The sequence below is a fragment of the Chryseobacterium cheonjiense genome (assembly GCF_012927265.1).
Taxonomy (GTDB): domain Bacteria; phylum Bacteroidota; class Bacteroidia; order Flavobacteriales; family Weeksellaceae; genus Chryseobacterium; species Chryseobacterium cheonjiense.
Window position 1 is genome coordinate 335,301 of the sequence record NZ_JABBGF010000003.1, and the last position, 16,044, is coordinate 351,344.

Genomic DNA, 16,044 nt, shown 5'->3' on the forward strand with positions numbered 1-16,044 from the left:
ACCATTACCCTTCACCCAAAATTTCCTGCAGCTCAAGCCACCTCATCTCATAATCTTCCAGTTTTTCTGAGATCTTTTCCAGATCGTCGGACAGTTTTGAAATTTTCTCATAGTCAGATTCATTATTAAGCTGATCGAGAATTTTTTTGCGTTGCTCTTCCAGTTCAGGCATTTCTTTTTCGATAGTCTCAAGTTCGCGTTGCTCTTTAAAAGAAAGCTTTTTCTTTTTTACTGCGCTAGGAGAAGATATGGCTGGAGAAACATCTTTTAAAGGTTCCGTTTTTTGTACAACCGGTTTTTCGGGTGAGTCCTGTTTGCTTTTAGCCTCTCTGTATTCTGAAAAATTTCCTGTAAAATCTTTAATTTTTCCATCGCCTTCAAATGCCAGAATATGATCCACAATACGGTCCATAAAATATCTGTCGTGCGAAACAATAATCAGTGAACCCTGAAATTGCTGAAGAAAATTCTCCAAAACCGTGAGGGTTGGCAGGTCAAGATCGTTCGTCGGTTCATCAAAAATCAGGAAATTAGGATTCTGATATAAGATATACATCAGGTGCAGCCTTCTCTTTTCGCCACCCGAAAGCTTTGCGATAGGAGAGTACTGTGTCTGGTCATCAAATAAAAACAATCTTAAGAATTGTGATGCCGAAAGGCTTTTTCCGTTAGCCAGAGGATAATATTCTGCAACTTCCTTGATGAAGTCAATTACTCTTTCATCTTCTTTATAGGTAAGTCCTTTTTGTGAAAAATACCCGAAATGAATGGTTTCTCCGGTTTCAATTTCACCATGATCGGCCTTTTCAAATCCCTGGATAATGTTCAAAAGGGTGGATTTTCCTGCACCATTTTTTCCCACAATGCCCACTTTTTCACCCCGCTGGAAAGAATAGCTGAAATCTTTCAATAAAACTTTGTTCCCGAAACTTTTATCAATATGTTTGAGTTCAAGAATTTTATTACCCAGTCTTTTCATTTCAAAATCAAGTTCAAGACCTTGTTTGGAAGTGTCTGTTTTGGCCACTTTTTCAGTTTCATAGAAAGCATCAATTCTGGATTTGGATTTGGTGGTTCTGGCTTTCGGCTGTCGGCGCATCCACTCAAGTTCCTTTCTGTAAAGGTTGTTGGCTTTGTCGATGGTCGCGTTGAGGTTGTCTTCCCGGATCATTTTATTTTCCAGATAAGTAGCATAAGAACCGTTATGAACGTACAGGTTTTTGTCTTCCATCTCCCAGATCATATCACAGACACTGTCCAGGAAATATCTGTCGTGTGTTACCAGAAGAAGTGTAATTTTAGCTTTATTAAGGTAATTTTCGAGCCACTCTACCATTTCCACATCAAGGTGGTTGGTTGGTTCATCCATGATTAGTAAGGTATGGCGATGTTCAGCTCTTGTTTCAGTTAAAAGTTTTGCCAGAGCAACACGTTTGATCTGCCCACCAGAAAGCGTTCCCATTTTAGCATCAAGATCGGTGATTTTAAGCTGGGAAAGAATCTGCTTCATTTCATTTTCCAGATCCCATGCTTTATGCGCTTCCATTCCTGCTAAAGCTTTTTCAATAAAATCGTGGTCGGTGGAGTAAAGTGACTGATGATAGTTTTTTAATGCTAAAATAGGTGCGGAGTCTAATGCCATCATAAATTCATCTATGGTAAGATCCGGATTAAAATCAATTTCCTGATCAAAAAGTACAACCTGGATATCTTTATTGATCATGACCGTTCCGCTGTCTGCGATTTCTTTACCCATTAAGATTTTCAACAGGGTTGATTTTCCGCTTCCGTTTTTGGCAACAATGGCAATCTTGTCACCCTCATTGATGTGGAAGGAAATATTTTCAAACAAAACTTTGATGCCATAAGATTTTGTAAGATTTTCTGCAGAAACGTAATTCATGAAAGTGGTACTTTGATTAGCTTAAAATTGAGCAGCAAAAGTACAAAAATTAAAGGCATAAAATTTTTAGAACCATTGATAAACTTAAGTTAAGGGTAAAGTTTGATAAAGTTTAAATTAATAATTGAAAAAGCTTCGTTTTAGATTATTTTCCATTAAATGGGTTAATGTTTGTGATATTTAAATTGATTACTTATTTTTTTTAATTTAAAACTATTTTGAATTGATTTTTATTGTAAATTCATTATTGTAACTTTAAAAATATAACAATGGTGCAAATCAACTTTTGGGCAGTGTTAGCTGCTTCTGTTATCCCTCTGATTATGGGATTTGTATGGTATCATCCAAAAATTTTCGGAACCATCTGGATGAAAGAAGCCGGACTGTCTGAAGATAAAATGAAAGGACAGATGGTGGGTGTATTCGTTTTCTCTGTCATTCTTTCATTGCTTATTGCCTATTTTCTGCAGTTTGTTGTAGTTCATCAGATGGGAGCGTTAGGAATGATTGGCGGCGACGAAATGAACGCCAACGAATCTTATCATGCCTTTATGAAAGACTACGGAATGGCTTACCGGTCATTTGGACATGGCTCCTTGCATTCTTTTATGACAGGATTTATGTTTGTATTTCCTGTTATTGCCATTAATGCCATGTTTGAAAGGAAGTCGTGGAAGTATACAATGATTAATGCAGGATACTGGACCCTGACTATTACCATTATGGGAGGTATTATTTGCGGATGGTATGCCGTAGATGGATTTCATTGGATGACACAAAAATAATTGTGAAAAATTAAATATAAGGCTACTTTTGCGTAGCCTTTTTTATGTCATATTACTTAAAAATATACACTGCAGATGCAGATTTCCCGGAGTGTTGGTCTTCAACGGTCGGAGATCGCAATATCATGCTTTCGGAAAATTATTTTCGTGCACTTCAGGCTTCCTTACCTGCTAATATGAAGTGCTTCATGGTCGGATTTTATAAAAGTAATGAACTCGTTGGAGGTGCTCTGTTTCAATTTATTGATTTCATAGGATATGAAGAATCTATGAAAGATAGTTCCGGCTGGAGTCTTAAAAGCTTTTTTGGGCAACTGTTTATTAAAGACGTTATGATTCTGGGAAACAATATGCTGACAGGACAGAATGGATTTTATTTTGATTTTTCGAAAATTTCTGTAAAAAATGTCCTTATGCTTTTAGATACGGCTGTTAATAAAATGCAGAGTGAAATCAGAAAAACATCTTTGATTGTTTTTAAAGACTATCAGGAGATTTTTGCCGAACAATTTAAAGGAAAAGAATTTAAGGCATATTTCCGGTTTTCAGTACAGCCCAATATGAAACTAAACATACGGGAAAATTGGCAGACATTTGAAGATTATATCAATGATTTTTCAAAAAAATACAGGTCCAGAACAAGAGCTGCAAAAAAGAAACTGCAGGGCGTCGAAAAGCGTGAACTAGAGTTAGACTTGGTAAAGAAATATCAGCCGAATATGAATGATCTTTACCACAACGTAGCAGATAACGCTTCGTTCAATACATTTTTTCTGGCAGGGAATCATTTTGAAAAAATGAAGGAAAATTTAGCGGAAAATTTTAGAATTTTCGGATATTTTTCAGAGGGGAAGCTTGTTGGTTTTTATACCCTGATTATAAATAACATCGATGTTGATACCTATTTTTTAGGTTATGATAAAGAGCTTCAGAAGGAAAAGCAAATCTATCTCAATATGCTTCTGGATATGGTAGAATTTGGAATTACCGGACGATTTAAAAGAATTGTTTTCGGAAGAACAGCTTTAGAAATAAAATCCACAGTCGGAGCCGAACCGACTGAGATTTTTGGTCTGATTAAACACAATAATTTCATAATTAATTCTTTCATGAAAATTCTTTTCCCATCTATTTCTCCCAAAACAGAATGGGTTCAAAGGAAACCGTTTAAGTGATGTTTAATTTGTTTACAGAAGTCACATGTTTTCATGAATAGCAACGGGCTTTAGCCCGTTTATAAATGTAATATCTTCGATTGGCTTTAGCCAAACCTTAAAACGCAACCATTTCTTAAGCAGCAAATTTGAGGAATGAAAACTAATCCAACGTCAGTCTTTTTAGAGACCAGGAGCTTCCGTTGTAGATATCCAAATCTACTTTTGTATTGATTCCATGAACAATTCCGTTTTCCGTGAACTGCCAAAAATTCCATTCCGAATCAGGGGAAGGAGCGGGTACATCGTTGTAATTGGCCAGCCAAAGCGGATAGTCATCAAACTCGCCTTTGAGAAAATCCTTATAATAGTGATAATACGTGTAGATAATAGGCTTTTCCCCGTAAGCTTCTTCTACAATCCGGCACCATACCTTAAGGTCTTCAATAAGTTTTTCATTGGTTTTTCGCTTCGGGATCTTTTCAATATCCAGGATAGGAGGAAGGTCGCCGCTTTCCAGTTTTACATTTTCAAGAAAATTATTCGCCTGCATTACCGGATCTTCATCTGCCCTGTAAAAATGATACGCACCGCGAATAAGTTCCTGTTTTTTAGCGATTTCCCAGAACTCATCAAAATGTTTATCTGCATTGCGGTTTCCCATAGTTGCGCGCATTACCACAAATTCCAGCGGAATAGTTCTGTTTCCGATGCTTAGGCTGTCCCATTTGATATCTTCTTTATTCTGATAGTGAGAAATATCAAAACCATACGTTTTATCAAGATTATCAGAGATAATTTTCTGTATTCTTACTGTTTCAGTTTCTGTATTGTGAAGTTTTCGGTGTACAAATTTATTAAAGTACATAGCATAATAGTAGCTCACCGTCTTTTTTAGGTAAAAACCTGTTCCTATAAGTGCAAGCAGAAGGATTGCCAACAGGACTTTGCGCCGGAAAAAATAGTTCTTCCGTCGGGTTGTATGAATCCTTTTGGCGGTTTTTTTGCTGTACTTTTTATGTGGCATAAAGTTTTGCAAAACTAACTTTTTTCGCTGCTAAATGCTAAAATAAATCAGTAAATTTGTGTACTATGGAAACACGCGAAAAGATCATCATCATAGGAGGAGGTTTTGCGGGACTGCAACTTGCGAAAAAATTGAACAATAAAAATAAAAAAGTAATTGTTCTGGACCGGGTAAACCATCATATGTTTCAGCCTCTTTTTTATCAGGTAGCGTGTGGAAGGATTGAACCTTCCAATATTTCCTTTCCGTTCAGAAAGATTTTTCAGCGTTCCAGAAATACTCAGTTCCGGCTTACGGAAGTTAAAGAGATTGATACCGTCAACAATAAGGTAATTACCGATGAAGCGGAATTCAGTTACGATAAGCTAGTAATCGCAACAGGTTGTAAAACCAATTTTTTTGGAAACAAAGATCTAGAAAGCAGAGCTTTCGGAATGAAGAATACCCAGGAGGCTATCAGTATCAGAAACCATATTCTGATGACTTTTGAGAAACTGATCCTGGAGAAAAGAAGAAGTGATGACGGAAACTGGAATATCGTTATTGTAGGAAGCGGACCTACCGGCGTTGAGCTTGCCGGCGCTTTTGCCGAAATGAAAAAAGAAATTCTTCCCAGGGATTATCCGTACATGAATTTTGATCACCTTGAGATTATCTTAGTAAGTTCCACAGAAAAACCGCTTGCCGTGATGAGCTCCGAAGCGCAGAATAAATCTGAGGAGTACTTAAAAGACCTCGGTGTAACGTTCTTAAGTCAGGAATATGTTACTGATTACGATGGCGATAAAGTGTACATGAAAAGCGGGAAAACGATTCCTTCCAATAATGTTATTTGGGCAGCAGGTGTTACCGGAAATGTGGTGAATGGCTTTCCTCAGGAAAAACTCATCAGAAACCGATATATTACAGACCGATACAATAAAATAAAAGGCTACGACAATATTTTCGCCATCGGAGATATTTCTTATATGGAAACTTCAAAATATCCTCAGGGGCATCCTCAGGTGGCAAATGTAGCAATTACCCAGGCGAAAAATTTAGGTAAAAATCTCTTAAAGAAAAATATATCCGACTGGAAAGAATATGAATATGAAGATAAGGGTTCTCTTGCTACCATCGGGAAACACAGAGCGGTTGTAGATCTGCCTTTCATTAAATTTCAGGGTTTTTTGGCGTGGTTTTTCTGGATGTTTTTACATTTAATGCTAATTTTGAGCGTCAGAAATAAGCTTGCCGTATTCTTCAACTGGATGTGGAGCTATTTCAACAAAGATTCTTCCTTAAGATTAATCATTTCGCCTAACAAGAAAAACGAAACTTTACAATGAGAATTGACATTATTAGCGTGCTTCCGGAACTGATGGAAAGCCCTTTTAAAACATCTATTTTAAAAAGAGCAATGGATAAGGGACTGGTGGAAGTGCATTTTCATCACCTGAGAGACTGGGCGATCAATAAACATAGACAGATTGATGATGAGCCTTATGGTGGCGGAGCGGGAATGGTAATGATGGTAGAGCCTCTTGATAAATGTATTTCTGACCTAAAAGCACAGAGGGATTATGATGAGGTTATTTATCTTACACCGGATGGCATCACCTTAAACCAGAAAATAGCAAATACGCTTTCCATTAAACAAAATCTCATCTTTTTGTGTGGTCATTATAAAGGTATTGACCAGCGTGTAAGAGATCTGCATATTACAAAAGAAATTTCTATCGGGGACTATGTGCTTACCGGTGGCGAACTGGCGGCCTGCGTGCTTGCGGATTCAGTGATCCGTTTGCTTCCAGGTGTTCTGAACGATGAGCAAAGTGCTTTGACAGATAGTTTTCAGGATGATCTTCTTTCACCTCCTATTTATACAAGGCCGGAAATTTACAAAGGACTGGAAGTTCCGAAAATTCTTCTAAGCGGAAATTTTGCGAAGATCGAAGAATGGCGTCATGATGAAGCCGTAAGAATTACCAAAGAAAAACGTCCTGATTTACTTTAAAAAGACAAAATTGTAGAATTTATTACTGTTTAAAGATTTTATGTTAGCTGTTTAGGTTAATATCGGAATATTATTTTATTTAAAATCGGTTATATTTAAAAATATTAATTAAAATAATCTTTTTTATTAATTTTATTCTCGATTTTTGCGACTATGTTTATTAAATTATTTTTGCAAATATGATGTAAATAGGAATAATGTTAATAATTTTAGTTTTTTGTTGTTTTTAAGTTTAAATTTTTTATTTAATTTTAGTTGTTTAGAGATAAAATTCGCGTAAAAATTTTATTAAATAATTAATGATTTATTAAATAAAATAATAAATTTACATCCTGAAAGTTAAAATGAAAATTTTAATAATTAGAAAAGCGTGTTGATGGAGCTGTTTAGTTTTTATAATGTTGAAAATTTATTTCTGCCAGACCCTGAACCCAGGCACAAACTTGATCCTACCATTTCAGGATTAAGGAACTGGGATGAAAGGAAATATAAAAATAAGCTTCATAAAATTGCACACGTTTTTCAGCTGATAAAGGAGCAGAATGATTTTCTCCCCTTTATTATCGGTCTTTCAGAAGTTTCCGGAAGGGAAGTTTTGGAAGATCTCATACAGTTGGAGCCGTTTAATTCAGAATATGGTATTGTGCATTACAATTCCAAGGATGAAAGAAAAGTTGATGTGGCCCTGCTGTATGATAAAAACAAAGTTGAATTGATAGACTCTGAAGCTATTACTTTCTTCTTTGAAAATAACAATAAAAACACAGAAAACTACGATACTACAAGAGACGTGCTGTATTCAGTGCTGAAGTATAAAGATGAGGTCATCAATGTCTTTACCGCCCATCTTCCCTCTAAGCGGGAAAAAGATATAAACAGGCCTAAAAGAATCTTTATACTCAATCAAATTAGAGATAGAATTCTTAATCTTGTAAATGCAGGTGAACATGTAATTCTGTGTGGAGATTTTAATGAAAACCCAGATGATGAAAATTTAGTAAAAATTCTCTATGGCAATTCGCAGGAAAAGGTCTTGGAAAATCCTTTTCAGCAGTTGTTTTCTACAGGAAATTATTCTACTTTTCATTACAAATCCGGGCTGTTGTTTGATCAGATTATGCTGTCAGAATCTTTTTTTAAAGATGACGGTATCCTTTCTTTTCAAAATGCCGGAATTTTCCGATGCGAAAAAATCAGCAGCCATGACAAAAAATTTGAGGGAAGACCGTTCCGTACCTATTCCGGAACAAGGTACCTGGGCGGTTACAGCGATCATTTTCCGGTCTATGTAACACTCGGTAAAGTGTAAAACAAATGTGAAAACATAAATTAGTAGAGAATGAAAAATTCAGACAACACAAGCTATCAATTGGATTCGATCGACAAGGAAATTATTTACATGCTGATGGATAACTCCAAAACGTCTCTCGCCCATATTTCCAAAGGAGTAGGGATTTCAACGACTGCGGTTCACCAGAGAATTAAAAAACTGGAGCAGGCAGGAGTGATTGAAAATTCAATTTCATTTCTTAATCCTAAAAAAATAGGATATAAAGTTATTTCGTACATAGGAGTATTCCTCGACAAGCCCAGTCATTATCCTGATATGGTAAAAGCCTTAAAAGAAATTAATGAAGTGGTGGAAGCACACTATACCACAGGAAATTACACCATTTTCCTGAAAGTCCTCTGCAAAGACAATGATCACCTTATGCAGATTCTCAGCAAACTTCAGAAACTGAAAGGCGTGACAAGAACAGAAACTTTCATATCTTTGGAGCAGGGTATTTACAGACAATTGAAAGTATAAACATTATGAACATTGCTCAATATTTGGATTCAACGTATCTGAAGACTCCCGAACAATCGGGGCTTTCGGCTGAAGAAACTTTACAGAAAGATAAAGATCTTACACAGGAGGCGATCGATAACGGAATTTTTGCCGTCATGATCCGGCCGGATTATGTTTCGGAAATTAAAAAATATATTCAGGAAAGGAATTCGGATGTTGTAGTAGGAACGGTTATCGGTTTTCATGAAGGGACGTATTCCGTAGATGAAAAATTTGCAGAAGCTGAGAAAGCAATAGCAGACGGAGCAGACGAACTGGATTTTGTCATCAATTACAGTGCTTACCTGCAAGGAAATTTAAATCTGGTAAAAAATGAGTTTGTAAAGTGTACCACGCTGTGCCTGCAAAATCATAAGGTAGCAAAATGGATCATCGAAATTGCCGCTTTAACAGATGCACAAATCGCCGATCTTACGCAAAATATTTCAATCTGGGCAAAAGAAAACTTTTCAGAAAATGATTGGCCTAAAATTTTCGTAAAATCTTCAACAGGTTTTTATGAAACTAAAGAAGGGAAACCAAACGGTGCTACATTTGAAGGGATAAAGATTATGCTTGATAACGCAGGAAAATTACCCGTAAAGGCTGCCGGTGGTGTAAGAACCCCGGAAGATGCCGAAAAAATGATCAGCCTCGGAGTAAAAAGAATAGGAACTTCCTCTGCTTTGGCTTTAATTAAAAATCAGTCAGCTTCGGAAGGGTATTAATTCAAAAAAGAAACAGTAATAAAAAAACCATCAGCTTTATAGTGATGGTTTTTATTTTATGCCTGTTGCGCTAAATATTCTGTATAAAACTCCTGAGTTTCTTTAATGAGCGCATCCATTTCTTCTAAAGTAAATACTTCTAAGAATTTCTTTCTGAAATCTTTAAAGTGAGGAACACCACGGAAATAATTGCTGTAATGCTGTCTCATTTCAACCAATCCTAATCGTTCTCCTTTCCATTCTGCACTCCATTCAGCGTGCTGGCGAACGGCCAGTAATCTGTCTTCGATAGTTGGAGCAGGCAAATGCTCTCCGGTCTTAAAGAAGTGTTTAATTTCATTAAAAATCCATGGATACCCAATAGCAGCCCTTCCGATCATAATTCCGTCGCAGGCGTACTTCTGTTTGTACTCCAATGCTTTTTCAGGAGAATCAATATCCCCGTTTCCAAAAATCGGAATCTCAATATTTGGATTTTGCTTGATTCTTGAAATATGCTCCCAGTCTGCTTCGCCTTTATACATCTGCGCACGCGTTCTGGCATGAATCGTCAATGCTTTGATCCCCGTTTCCTGCAGACGTTCCGCTACTTCATCAATATTGATGGAAGTACTGTCCCAGCCTAAACGTGTTTTAACGGTTACCGGTAAGCTTGTTGAGCGTACAACCGCTTTGGTAAGACGAACCATTAAATCTATATCTTTTAAAACTCCGGCTCCCGCGCCTTTGCAGACAACTTTTTTTACAGGACAACCGAAATTGATATCAACAAGATCAGGATTTACCGTTTCTACAATTCTTGCCGACATGGCCATTGCTTCCTCATCACCGCCAAAGATCTGAATTCCCACAGGTCTTTCATAGTCGAAGATATCCAGTTTTTTTCTGCTTTTAATCGCGTCACGAATTAACCCTTCTGAAGAGATGAATTCAGAGTACATCAGGTCTGCACCGTGCATTTTGCATAATCTTCTGAATGGCGGATCGCTTACATCCTCCATGGGTGCCAATAAAAGCGGAAATTCCGGCAGTTCTATATTGCCAATTTTTATCATGCTGCAAATTTACAACTTTTTCAAAAAAATAAATCCTTTATTCTGAGTAAAGGATTTATTATCAATTGTTATTGAAATAAGCTCTGTGTTTATCAATAATTATTTTTTAATAATCTTAGAAGAAAACCTTTGGTTGCCATCTGAAATTTCAACCGTATAATCACCTTTTTGTAAATAAGTAACATTAATATTTTCGGAATAGCTTTCCTTGAAAACCTTTCTTCCTGCCGTATCGAAAATGGTAATAACGGTTTTTTTGCTGTTATAGCTTTCCGGTAATGCTATTTTCAGTGAACTGCTTATAGGGTTTTCAAGTATTTTAACTTCTTTTTTGCCATTTGCTGTTTCGGATGTTCCCAGGATTGTAATGAAAAGGTCACTGTACAGTTTAGCGGCCTTAAATGATGTAATGTTAGTTGTTGGAATACTGGTTGTATTTGTTCTTATTTGAAACCGGTCCAGATTTAATGTGCTTCCAAAATCACTTCCGCTGGAAATGGTAAGATCTGCTGTTGTAGGTTCTGCTGCAGATGAAGGATTGAGGTATATAGACATTACGTCATCTGTTGTACTTCCTGCATTATAGGTGTATTTTACCACGACTAAATGCGTAGTGTTAAGCGGTAATACTGTGGTGGAATAAGTATTGGTGCCTGTATTTTTTGATCCACCTACTTTGAAGCCGCCTGCTGCATTCTGAAAGGCAATCCTGATTGCTGTATTAAAAGCACCTCCGCTCAGTATTCTGATGAAATCTCCAGGTGTTGTTGCAGGTACGGCACTCGCATTTACCAAAAAAGAAAAATAAAAAGTAGTACCGTCGGCCGGCATAGCCATTGGTGTGAAGTTTCTTCCTACGGCATCCTGGTCAGGGATAGTTTTTGCAGAATTTGTAGCGGAACTGTAGTTTGTATAAGTTTGGGCAAATGCTGCCACCTTGGTATTACTGCATCCGAATGAGGCACAGGCACCTCCTCCGTAAGTACTTGAGCTGTTTGTCCAGCTTCCCTGTCCGCTTAATTGAGTTGCTGTATAGGAGCTGAGATCATCATTTAAAAGTAATTGTGCGTTTAAGCTGTGTGCCAGGAAAGCGCACGCAAGAAATAAAATTTTTCTCATGTGTTTTTTTATTATTTATTATGCGAAAATATAAAATAATTATAAATAAACAATGTGAAAGTTTGTTGCTTGGATTGGTATATGTTATTGATTGTTAAATGGTTGGTTAAATTTATTAATACAAATAGTATATTTATATTTTACATCTTGTTGTTAATAAAGAAACGGTTGAAATTATTAATCTAAATAATATTTTAAGTTAATAAAATAAAAAAGAATTAAAAGCTCGCTTTTACCTGCATGCTTCCGATGTGAATAGTTCTGTCCCCGGAATTTCTTCCTTCATAATTTAAGTTAAGTTGAATGAAAGAATTAAGTGCCTGCTGGATGAATACACTCCAAACCTGGTTTTTTCCCGGCTTTAGCCCGTCAAGCATCTGGTTGCCCACAATGCTGAAATTATTTCCCGTAAAATTATTATTGATGAAAGAGAAGTTCCCCCTGATGGACGTTTTTCTGCGCTCCCATTGTATGGTTCCGGTGATATCAAAAGCTTTGAGAAGTTCCTCACCATCAATCCTGTCTTTTTGGCGGAAAGCTGAAGAAAGCTCAGCTTGGATAGCATCAGTAAATTTATAGGTCGCTTTCGGTTTTGTTTCGAAATTATTCAGGCGGTAATCCCGAGTTGCAAATAGTTGTGAAGAATTCCGGATATCATGTACCGAATTCTCCCAGTCGATCCTGAATTCTTTATTAAACCAATATCCTATATTTAAAAAATGGGAAATCTGCTCCCGTTCTTCATTGCTGAAATTCGCATTGATGAGGTTGTCATTGGAGATGAAACGATAGTTCCCGTTCCATCCGGATTTTTCAGTAGGGCTGAATTGTGCAGATGCCAGAATATTCTGGTTCTTCAGGATCTGGTCATCACTTTTCTCAAAAGGATTAAGCACAAGAACCTTATCTTTTTTATAAAATGAGTTTTGGGAATTCAGTGAAATATTAAAATTCCAGCGTTTCAGAAATCTGTTTTCAGAATTAAAAACAACAGAAGGGTTTACAAATAACGCCAGCTGAATTTTATTTTTATTAGAAGGAATGTACCGTACGGAATTGGTGTAAATCCTGATATATTGCGCCAGATCCGAATATTCTGCAATTTCAAATTCGTCAAGCTGCTGAACGCCGTCGCCATTATAGTCTGTCCATTTATAAATACCCTGCCCGTCGGTTACTTTTATATATTGGAATTCCCTCTGCGCCTCCTGTCCATTTCCCAGTTCATAGAAAGCCTGTAGCCTCATGCCGTTTCTGAAAAGCTGCTGGTTATAAAGAATATTTCCCACTACAAAATCATTGTTTCGGGAAGCATCCACATCCTGGTTCTGGTAGAAAAATTTACGGTAATGAAGAAGAGCGTTTAAAGTTGTTTTTTCTGTTTTAATAAGCTGGCTTTCCGCCATGAATCCTAAAATGTTATTCATTCTCTGCAACCTGTTGTCACGTACCGAGTCATTGGCGCGCATATAAACTTTTGTAAGCAGTTTTGTACGGGTACTGTCACCGATTTTTTTCTGCACAAAAATTTCTCTCCAGCTGAAGCTCGTGACATCCATCAGCTGAGTGTCATTGTATTTCTTTTCATTATGCTCCATGCTTCCGCCAATAGCCCAGCTTCCTTTTTTTCCTGTATATTCGGTAGAAGCGCCACCTCTGATGAATTTGGTATCCTGAAGGATAGCGTTGGTATTCAGGTATGATAAATTTCCTTTGGTAAAAAACTTACCACTGATCCAGCCGAAGTCCAGATCATTTTTTACTCCTTTATAAGAATCCTGTTCATCAAGATAATTGATTCTGTAATTAAGGGTAGATTTATTATTCCATTTATTTAAAAAGCTGAAGATAAACCTGTTTTGCGTTCTTCCGCTAAACTCTTGTGCAAGGTTGAAATCCCTGGAGAATTCCACATCATTGATCCTGTCTAAAATATGAAATTGTCTGTCGATGTACTGGTACTCAAAATTAGGAGTTCCTTTCCAGCTATTTTTGGTGAAAGTTTTGTTTCCGAAGACCCTCCATGCATATCCTATATTCTGGTCAGAATCTTTCGAAGAAAACAGGTTGACATCGTAATTGCTCAATGAGATATCTGCCCCTATTTTTCCGTCTTTTAAAAGATACTCGGAATTGAATGAATATACCTGCGATTTTTCAGGCGAAGGAAGCTTTCTTACGGCACGATAGTCTCCCATGTTTGGGCCTACGTACTGGAAAACCCGTCCGTTATTGGTAGTCTGTGTTATTTTATAATCTCCGAGATTGGCTCCGAAATACGTGAATGAAACCGTATAAAGAGTCTGGGTTGCATCTGTTGAAAATTCATAATAATTTCCCGAAGGATTCTGAACAAGCCGGTAAAGAATTTTATTGACATCATATTCGGCAATAACACCGGAAGGAGCATACATCAGATTCGGATTATTTCCTGCATCGGCCAGGATTTGCTGATCTTCCGTGGAAAGATTCAATGCCAGCGGAGCATTTTTATTGTCATTTTCCATAAACCAGTTAAGTCCGAGCTTTAGTTTTTCTCTTTTATGCTCAACTTTTCCGGTAAACAAATATCTTGAATAATTCCTGTTGGTATAATTATAGGAAATGGTAATAAAGTTTTGCTGGAAAATAGGCCGGAAGCTGGTAAATGTTACTTCTCCCGTATTATAATTGATAATATAATCCTGGTTTTCTCCGCGTTTCATCAGAATACCGTCTATAAATACCTGTTCTGATCCGGAGATCAGGGTAATAAACTGTTCTCCGTTTTTTCCTGTAAGCCGGTAAGGTCCCTGGTTTCCTTCAACTCCCTGAAAACGGATTCTGTGGAATTCACTTCGTGCAACTCCCATTGAGACATCTACAAATGTTTTGTTATCTTTCCCGAATTCCGTCTGAAATTCAAGACCCATGCTTCGTCTCTGATATTTGGCAAAATAATTTTTGGCTTCCACAAGATCAAGATGTCCGGCTCTGAGGATAGACTTGTCCTTGATATTAAGCTGCATATAAATTTTGTCAAATTCTTCAAGCGTCTGAGTATATCCGTCTGCCTGAATCGGCAAGTTATGATCAGAAATACTCGCAAGAATCGTCACATCTTTCGAAAGCCTTCCCGAGATCTGCAAATCCATGGAGCTTTGAACCGACTGGCCCTGATTGTTACCGAATGTAATTCCCCGGATAATGGAACCTTTAGAATTGAGTTCGCCCAGAAATCTTTTTTTATCATTCCTCGCAAGAACGGCTTCATCAACAATAATTCGGTTGCTGGTTTTGACGAAGTCCATCGTGTCTTTGGCAAAAATATCCTGTTCGAATCTGGCGGCAAGAATACTGTCCTGTTTAATGCTGTCCTGCTTGATACTATCTTGTGGAAGATTGGGATTTTTCCAGGTGAATATTTGTGCATTTCCTGAGAAAATGCCCATGCAAAACATCGTGAATATCAGAATGTAATTCCGCAAGCCTTTAAAAATAATCCGTAAAAATACTCAAAAATTGTTTATAGAAAGGGTTTTACTATTATTAACAAAAAATTAACCCTATTATTGTCTTATGACGAAAAATTGGTGTAATTTTGACCTGTAAATTATTAATAATTAAATTTTAAAGACATGAAAAAAATTTATTCTTTATTTGCTACAGTAATGTTAAGCATCAGTTTGTTTGCGCAAACTACAATCTACTCAGAAAATATGGGTAATCCTTCCACAACAACTGCGATTGCTGCAAATTCATTTCAAAATGCGGCGCCAATCCTATATTCAGGCACTGCTGATGTAAGATCTACCACATCATCTACAGGATATATAGGAGCTTCAGGCGGAGGGAACATATTTTTTACAGGTACTGTAGGAACAAACTTTATTGTGAGTGGGATTGACACATCTAGCTACAGCAATATCCAGATGAGTTTTGGGCAGCTTAAAACTACCAATGCCGCCAATAATGAATTAACAGTTGAAGTAAGTACAGATGGGAATTCTTGGGATCTCTTGTCATATACAAGAGCTACAGGGGCAGGAACTTCTAACTATATACTTATAACGCCAACAGGAACTATTCCTTCAACATCAAATTTGAGAATCAGATTTACAAATACTTCAAGTGCACAGTGGAGAATCGATGATCTGAAGTTAACAGGATCAATTGGTTCGCTTGCTGTTAATGAATCATCTAAAGTAAAAGGGTTATTTGTAAAAAATACTTTGGTAGATTCTGAACTCAACTTCGGAATGACAGGAAATGTGAAAATTTATAATCTTTCAGGTCAGGTCGTTAAAACTTTCTCAGTAAAAGAAAATGAAGCAGTTGATGTATCAGATTTATTAAAAGGTAATTATATTGTTACTGGTTTGGTAAACGGAAAAAATATTTCACAGAAGATTATTAAAAAATAATTTTAACAAATTATTAAATATGAGCATTATTTTAACCAAATAA

General features: G+C 36.8%; 13 protein-coding genes. 8 read left to right on the plus strand and 5 right to left on the minus strand.

Annotated features, from left to right (window positions below):
- Positions 1–4 precede the first annotated feature (4 nt).
- A complete protein-coding gene (locus tag HHL20_RS16410) occupies positions 5–1,903 on the minus strand; it encodes an ABC-F family ATP-binding cassette domain-containing protein (protein WP_169232254.1) in 1,899 nt (632 codons plus the stop codon).
- Positions 1,904–2,172: 269 nt separating this feature from the next.
- Here HHL20_RS16410 and HHL20_RS16415 point away from each other — a divergent pair, with 269 nt between their 5' ends.
- Positions 2,173–2,688, plus strand: coding sequence for a DUF1761 domain-containing protein (locus tag HHL20_RS16415; protein WP_194306258.1), 516 nt, complete (start codon positions 2,173–2,175; stop codon positions 2,686–2,688).
- Positions 2,689–2,732: 44 nt separating this feature from the next.
- A complete protein-coding gene (locus HHL20_RS16420; RefSeq protein WP_169232255.1) occupies positions 2,733–3,863 on the plus strand; it encodes an 8-amino-7-oxononanoate synthase in 1,131 nt (376 codons plus the stop codon).
- Between the two features lie 142 nt (positions 3,864–4,005).
- Here HHL20_RS16420 and HHL20_RS16425 read toward each other — a convergent pair whose 3' ends face one another.
- Positions 4,006–4,710, minus strand: a complete 705-nt coding sequence (locus tag HHL20_RS16425; RefSeq protein ID WP_394352924.1) for a glycoside hydrolase family 25 protein — start codon at positions 4,708–4,710, stop codon at positions 4,006–4,008.
- A 224-nt stretch (positions 4,711–4,934) separates the two neighbouring features.
- Between HHL20_RS16425 and HHL20_RS16430 the strand changes: the two genes are divergently transcribed.
- The 5 genes from HHL20_RS16430 (at position 4,935) to deoC (ending at position 9,424) form a co-directional block, all read left to right on the plus strand.
- Positions 4,935–6,197: an NAD(P)/FAD-dependent oxidoreductase gene (locus HHL20_RS16430; protein WP_169232257.1), complete on the plus strand. Its 1,263-nt coding sequence runs from the start codon at positions 4,935–4,937 to the stop codon at positions 6,195–6,197.
- Positions 6,194–6,865: a tRNA (guanosine(37)-N1)-methyltransferase TrmD gene (gene trmD, locus HHL20_RS16435; protein WP_169232258.1), complete on the plus strand. Its 672-nt coding sequence runs from the start codon at positions 6,194–6,196 to the stop codon at positions 6,863–6,865. Before HHL20_RS16430 ends, trmD begins: the two co-directional genes overlap by 4 nt.
- A gap of 376 nt (positions 6,866–7,241) precedes the next feature.
- Complete coding sequence (locus HHL20_RS16440) at positions 7,242–8,174, plus strand: endonuclease/exonuclease/phosphatase family protein (RefSeq protein ID WP_169232259.1); 933 nt, start codon at positions 7,242–7,244, stop codon at positions 8,172–8,174.
- Between the two features lie 30 nt (positions 8,175–8,204).
- On the plus strand, positions 8,205–8,675 hold the full coding sequence (locus tag HHL20_RS16445) for an Lrp/AsnC ligand binding domain-containing protein (protein WP_029295841.1): 471 nt from the start codon (positions 8,205–8,207) through the stop codon (positions 8,673–8,675).
- A 2-nt stretch (positions 8,676–8,677) separates the two neighbouring features.
- Positions 8,678–9,424, plus strand: coding sequence for a deoxyribose-phosphate aldolase (deoC, locus tag HHL20_RS16450; protein ID WP_169232515.1), 747 nt, complete (start codon positions 8,678–8,680; stop codon positions 9,422–9,424).
- A 56-nt stretch (positions 9,425–9,480) separates the two neighbouring features.
- On the opposite strand, the gene dusB is transcribed toward deoC, so the two are convergent.
- From dusB to HHL20_RS16465, 3 genes are all read right to left on the minus strand, one after another.
- Positions 9,481–10,479: a tRNA dihydrouridine synthase DusB gene (dusB, locus tag HHL20_RS16455; protein ID WP_169232260.1), complete on the minus strand. Its 999-nt coding sequence runs from the start codon at positions 10,477–10,479 to the stop codon at positions 9,481–9,483.
- Between the two features lie 99 nt (positions 10,480–10,578).
- Positions 10,579–11,598 carry a T9SS type A sorting domain-containing protein gene (locus HHL20_RS16460; protein ID WP_169232261.1) on the minus strand — a complete coding sequence of 340 codons (1,020 nt, stop codon included), beginning with the start codon at positions 11,596–11,598 and terminating at the stop codon, positions 10,579–10,581.
- Between the two features lie 218 nt (positions 11,599–11,816).
- Complete coding sequence (locus HHL20_RS16465) at positions 11,817–15,029, minus strand: hypothetical protein (RefSeq protein WP_169232262.1); 3,213 nt, start codon at positions 15,027–15,029, stop codon at positions 11,817–11,819.
- Positions 15,030–15,215: 186 nt separating this feature from the next.
- Here HHL20_RS16465 and HHL20_RS16470 point away from each other — a divergent pair, with 186 nt between their 5' ends.
- A complete protein-coding gene (locus HHL20_RS16470; protein ID WP_228463212.1) occupies positions 15,216–16,001 on the plus strand; it encodes a T9SS type A sorting domain-containing protein in 786 nt (261 codons plus the stop codon).
- The last annotated feature ends 43 nt before the right edge of the window (positions 16,002–16,044 follow it).

Bases quoted from the DNA above. Each gene is read 5' to 3' on its own strand.
- HHL20_RS16410 (WP_169232254.1), bottom strand. From the start codon at position 1,903: ATGAATTACGTTTCTGCAGAAAATCTTACAAAATCTTATGGCATCAAA.
- HHL20_RS16415 (WP_194306258.1), top strand. From the start codon at position 2,173: ATGGTGCAAATCAACTTTTGGGCAGTGTTAGCTGCTTCTGTTATCCCT.
- HHL20_RS16420 (WP_169232255.1), top strand. From the start codon at position 2,733: ATGTCATATTACTTAAAAATATACACTGCAGATGCAGATTTCCCGGAG.
- HHL20_RS16425 (WP_394352924.1), bottom strand. From the start codon at position 4,710: ATGTACTTTAATAAATTTGTACACCGAAAACTTCACAATACAGAAACT.
- HHL20_RS16430 (WP_169232257.1), top strand. From the start codon at position 4,935: ATGGAAACACGCGAAAAGATCATCATCATAGGAGGAGGTTTTGCGGGA.
- trmD (WP_169232258.1), top strand. From the start codon at position 6,194: ATGAGAATTGACATTATTAGCGTGCTTCCGGAACTGATGGAAAGCCCT.
- HHL20_RS16440 (WP_169232259.1), top strand. From the start codon at position 7,242: ATGGAGCTGTTTAGTTTTTATAATGTTGAAAATTTATTTCTGCCAGAC.
- HHL20_RS16445 (WP_029295841.1), top strand. From the start codon at position 8,205: ATGAAAAATTCAGACAACACAAGCTATCAATTGGATTCGATCGACAAG.
- dusB (WP_169232260.1), bottom strand. From the start codon at position 10,479: ATGATAAAAATTGGCAATATAGAACTGCCGGAATTTCCGCTTTTATTG.
- HHL20_RS16460 (WP_169232261.1), bottom strand. From the start codon at position 11,598: ATGAGAAAAATTTTATTTCTTGCGTGCGCTTTCCTGGCACACAGCTTA.
- HHL20_RS16465 (WP_169232262.1), bottom strand. From the start codon at position 15,029: ATGGGCATTTTCTCAGGAAATGCACAAATATTCACCTGGAAAAATCCC.
- HHL20_RS16470 (WP_228463212.1), top strand. From the start codon at position 15,216: ATGAAAAAAATTTATTCTTTATTTGCTACAGTAATGTTAAGCATCAGT.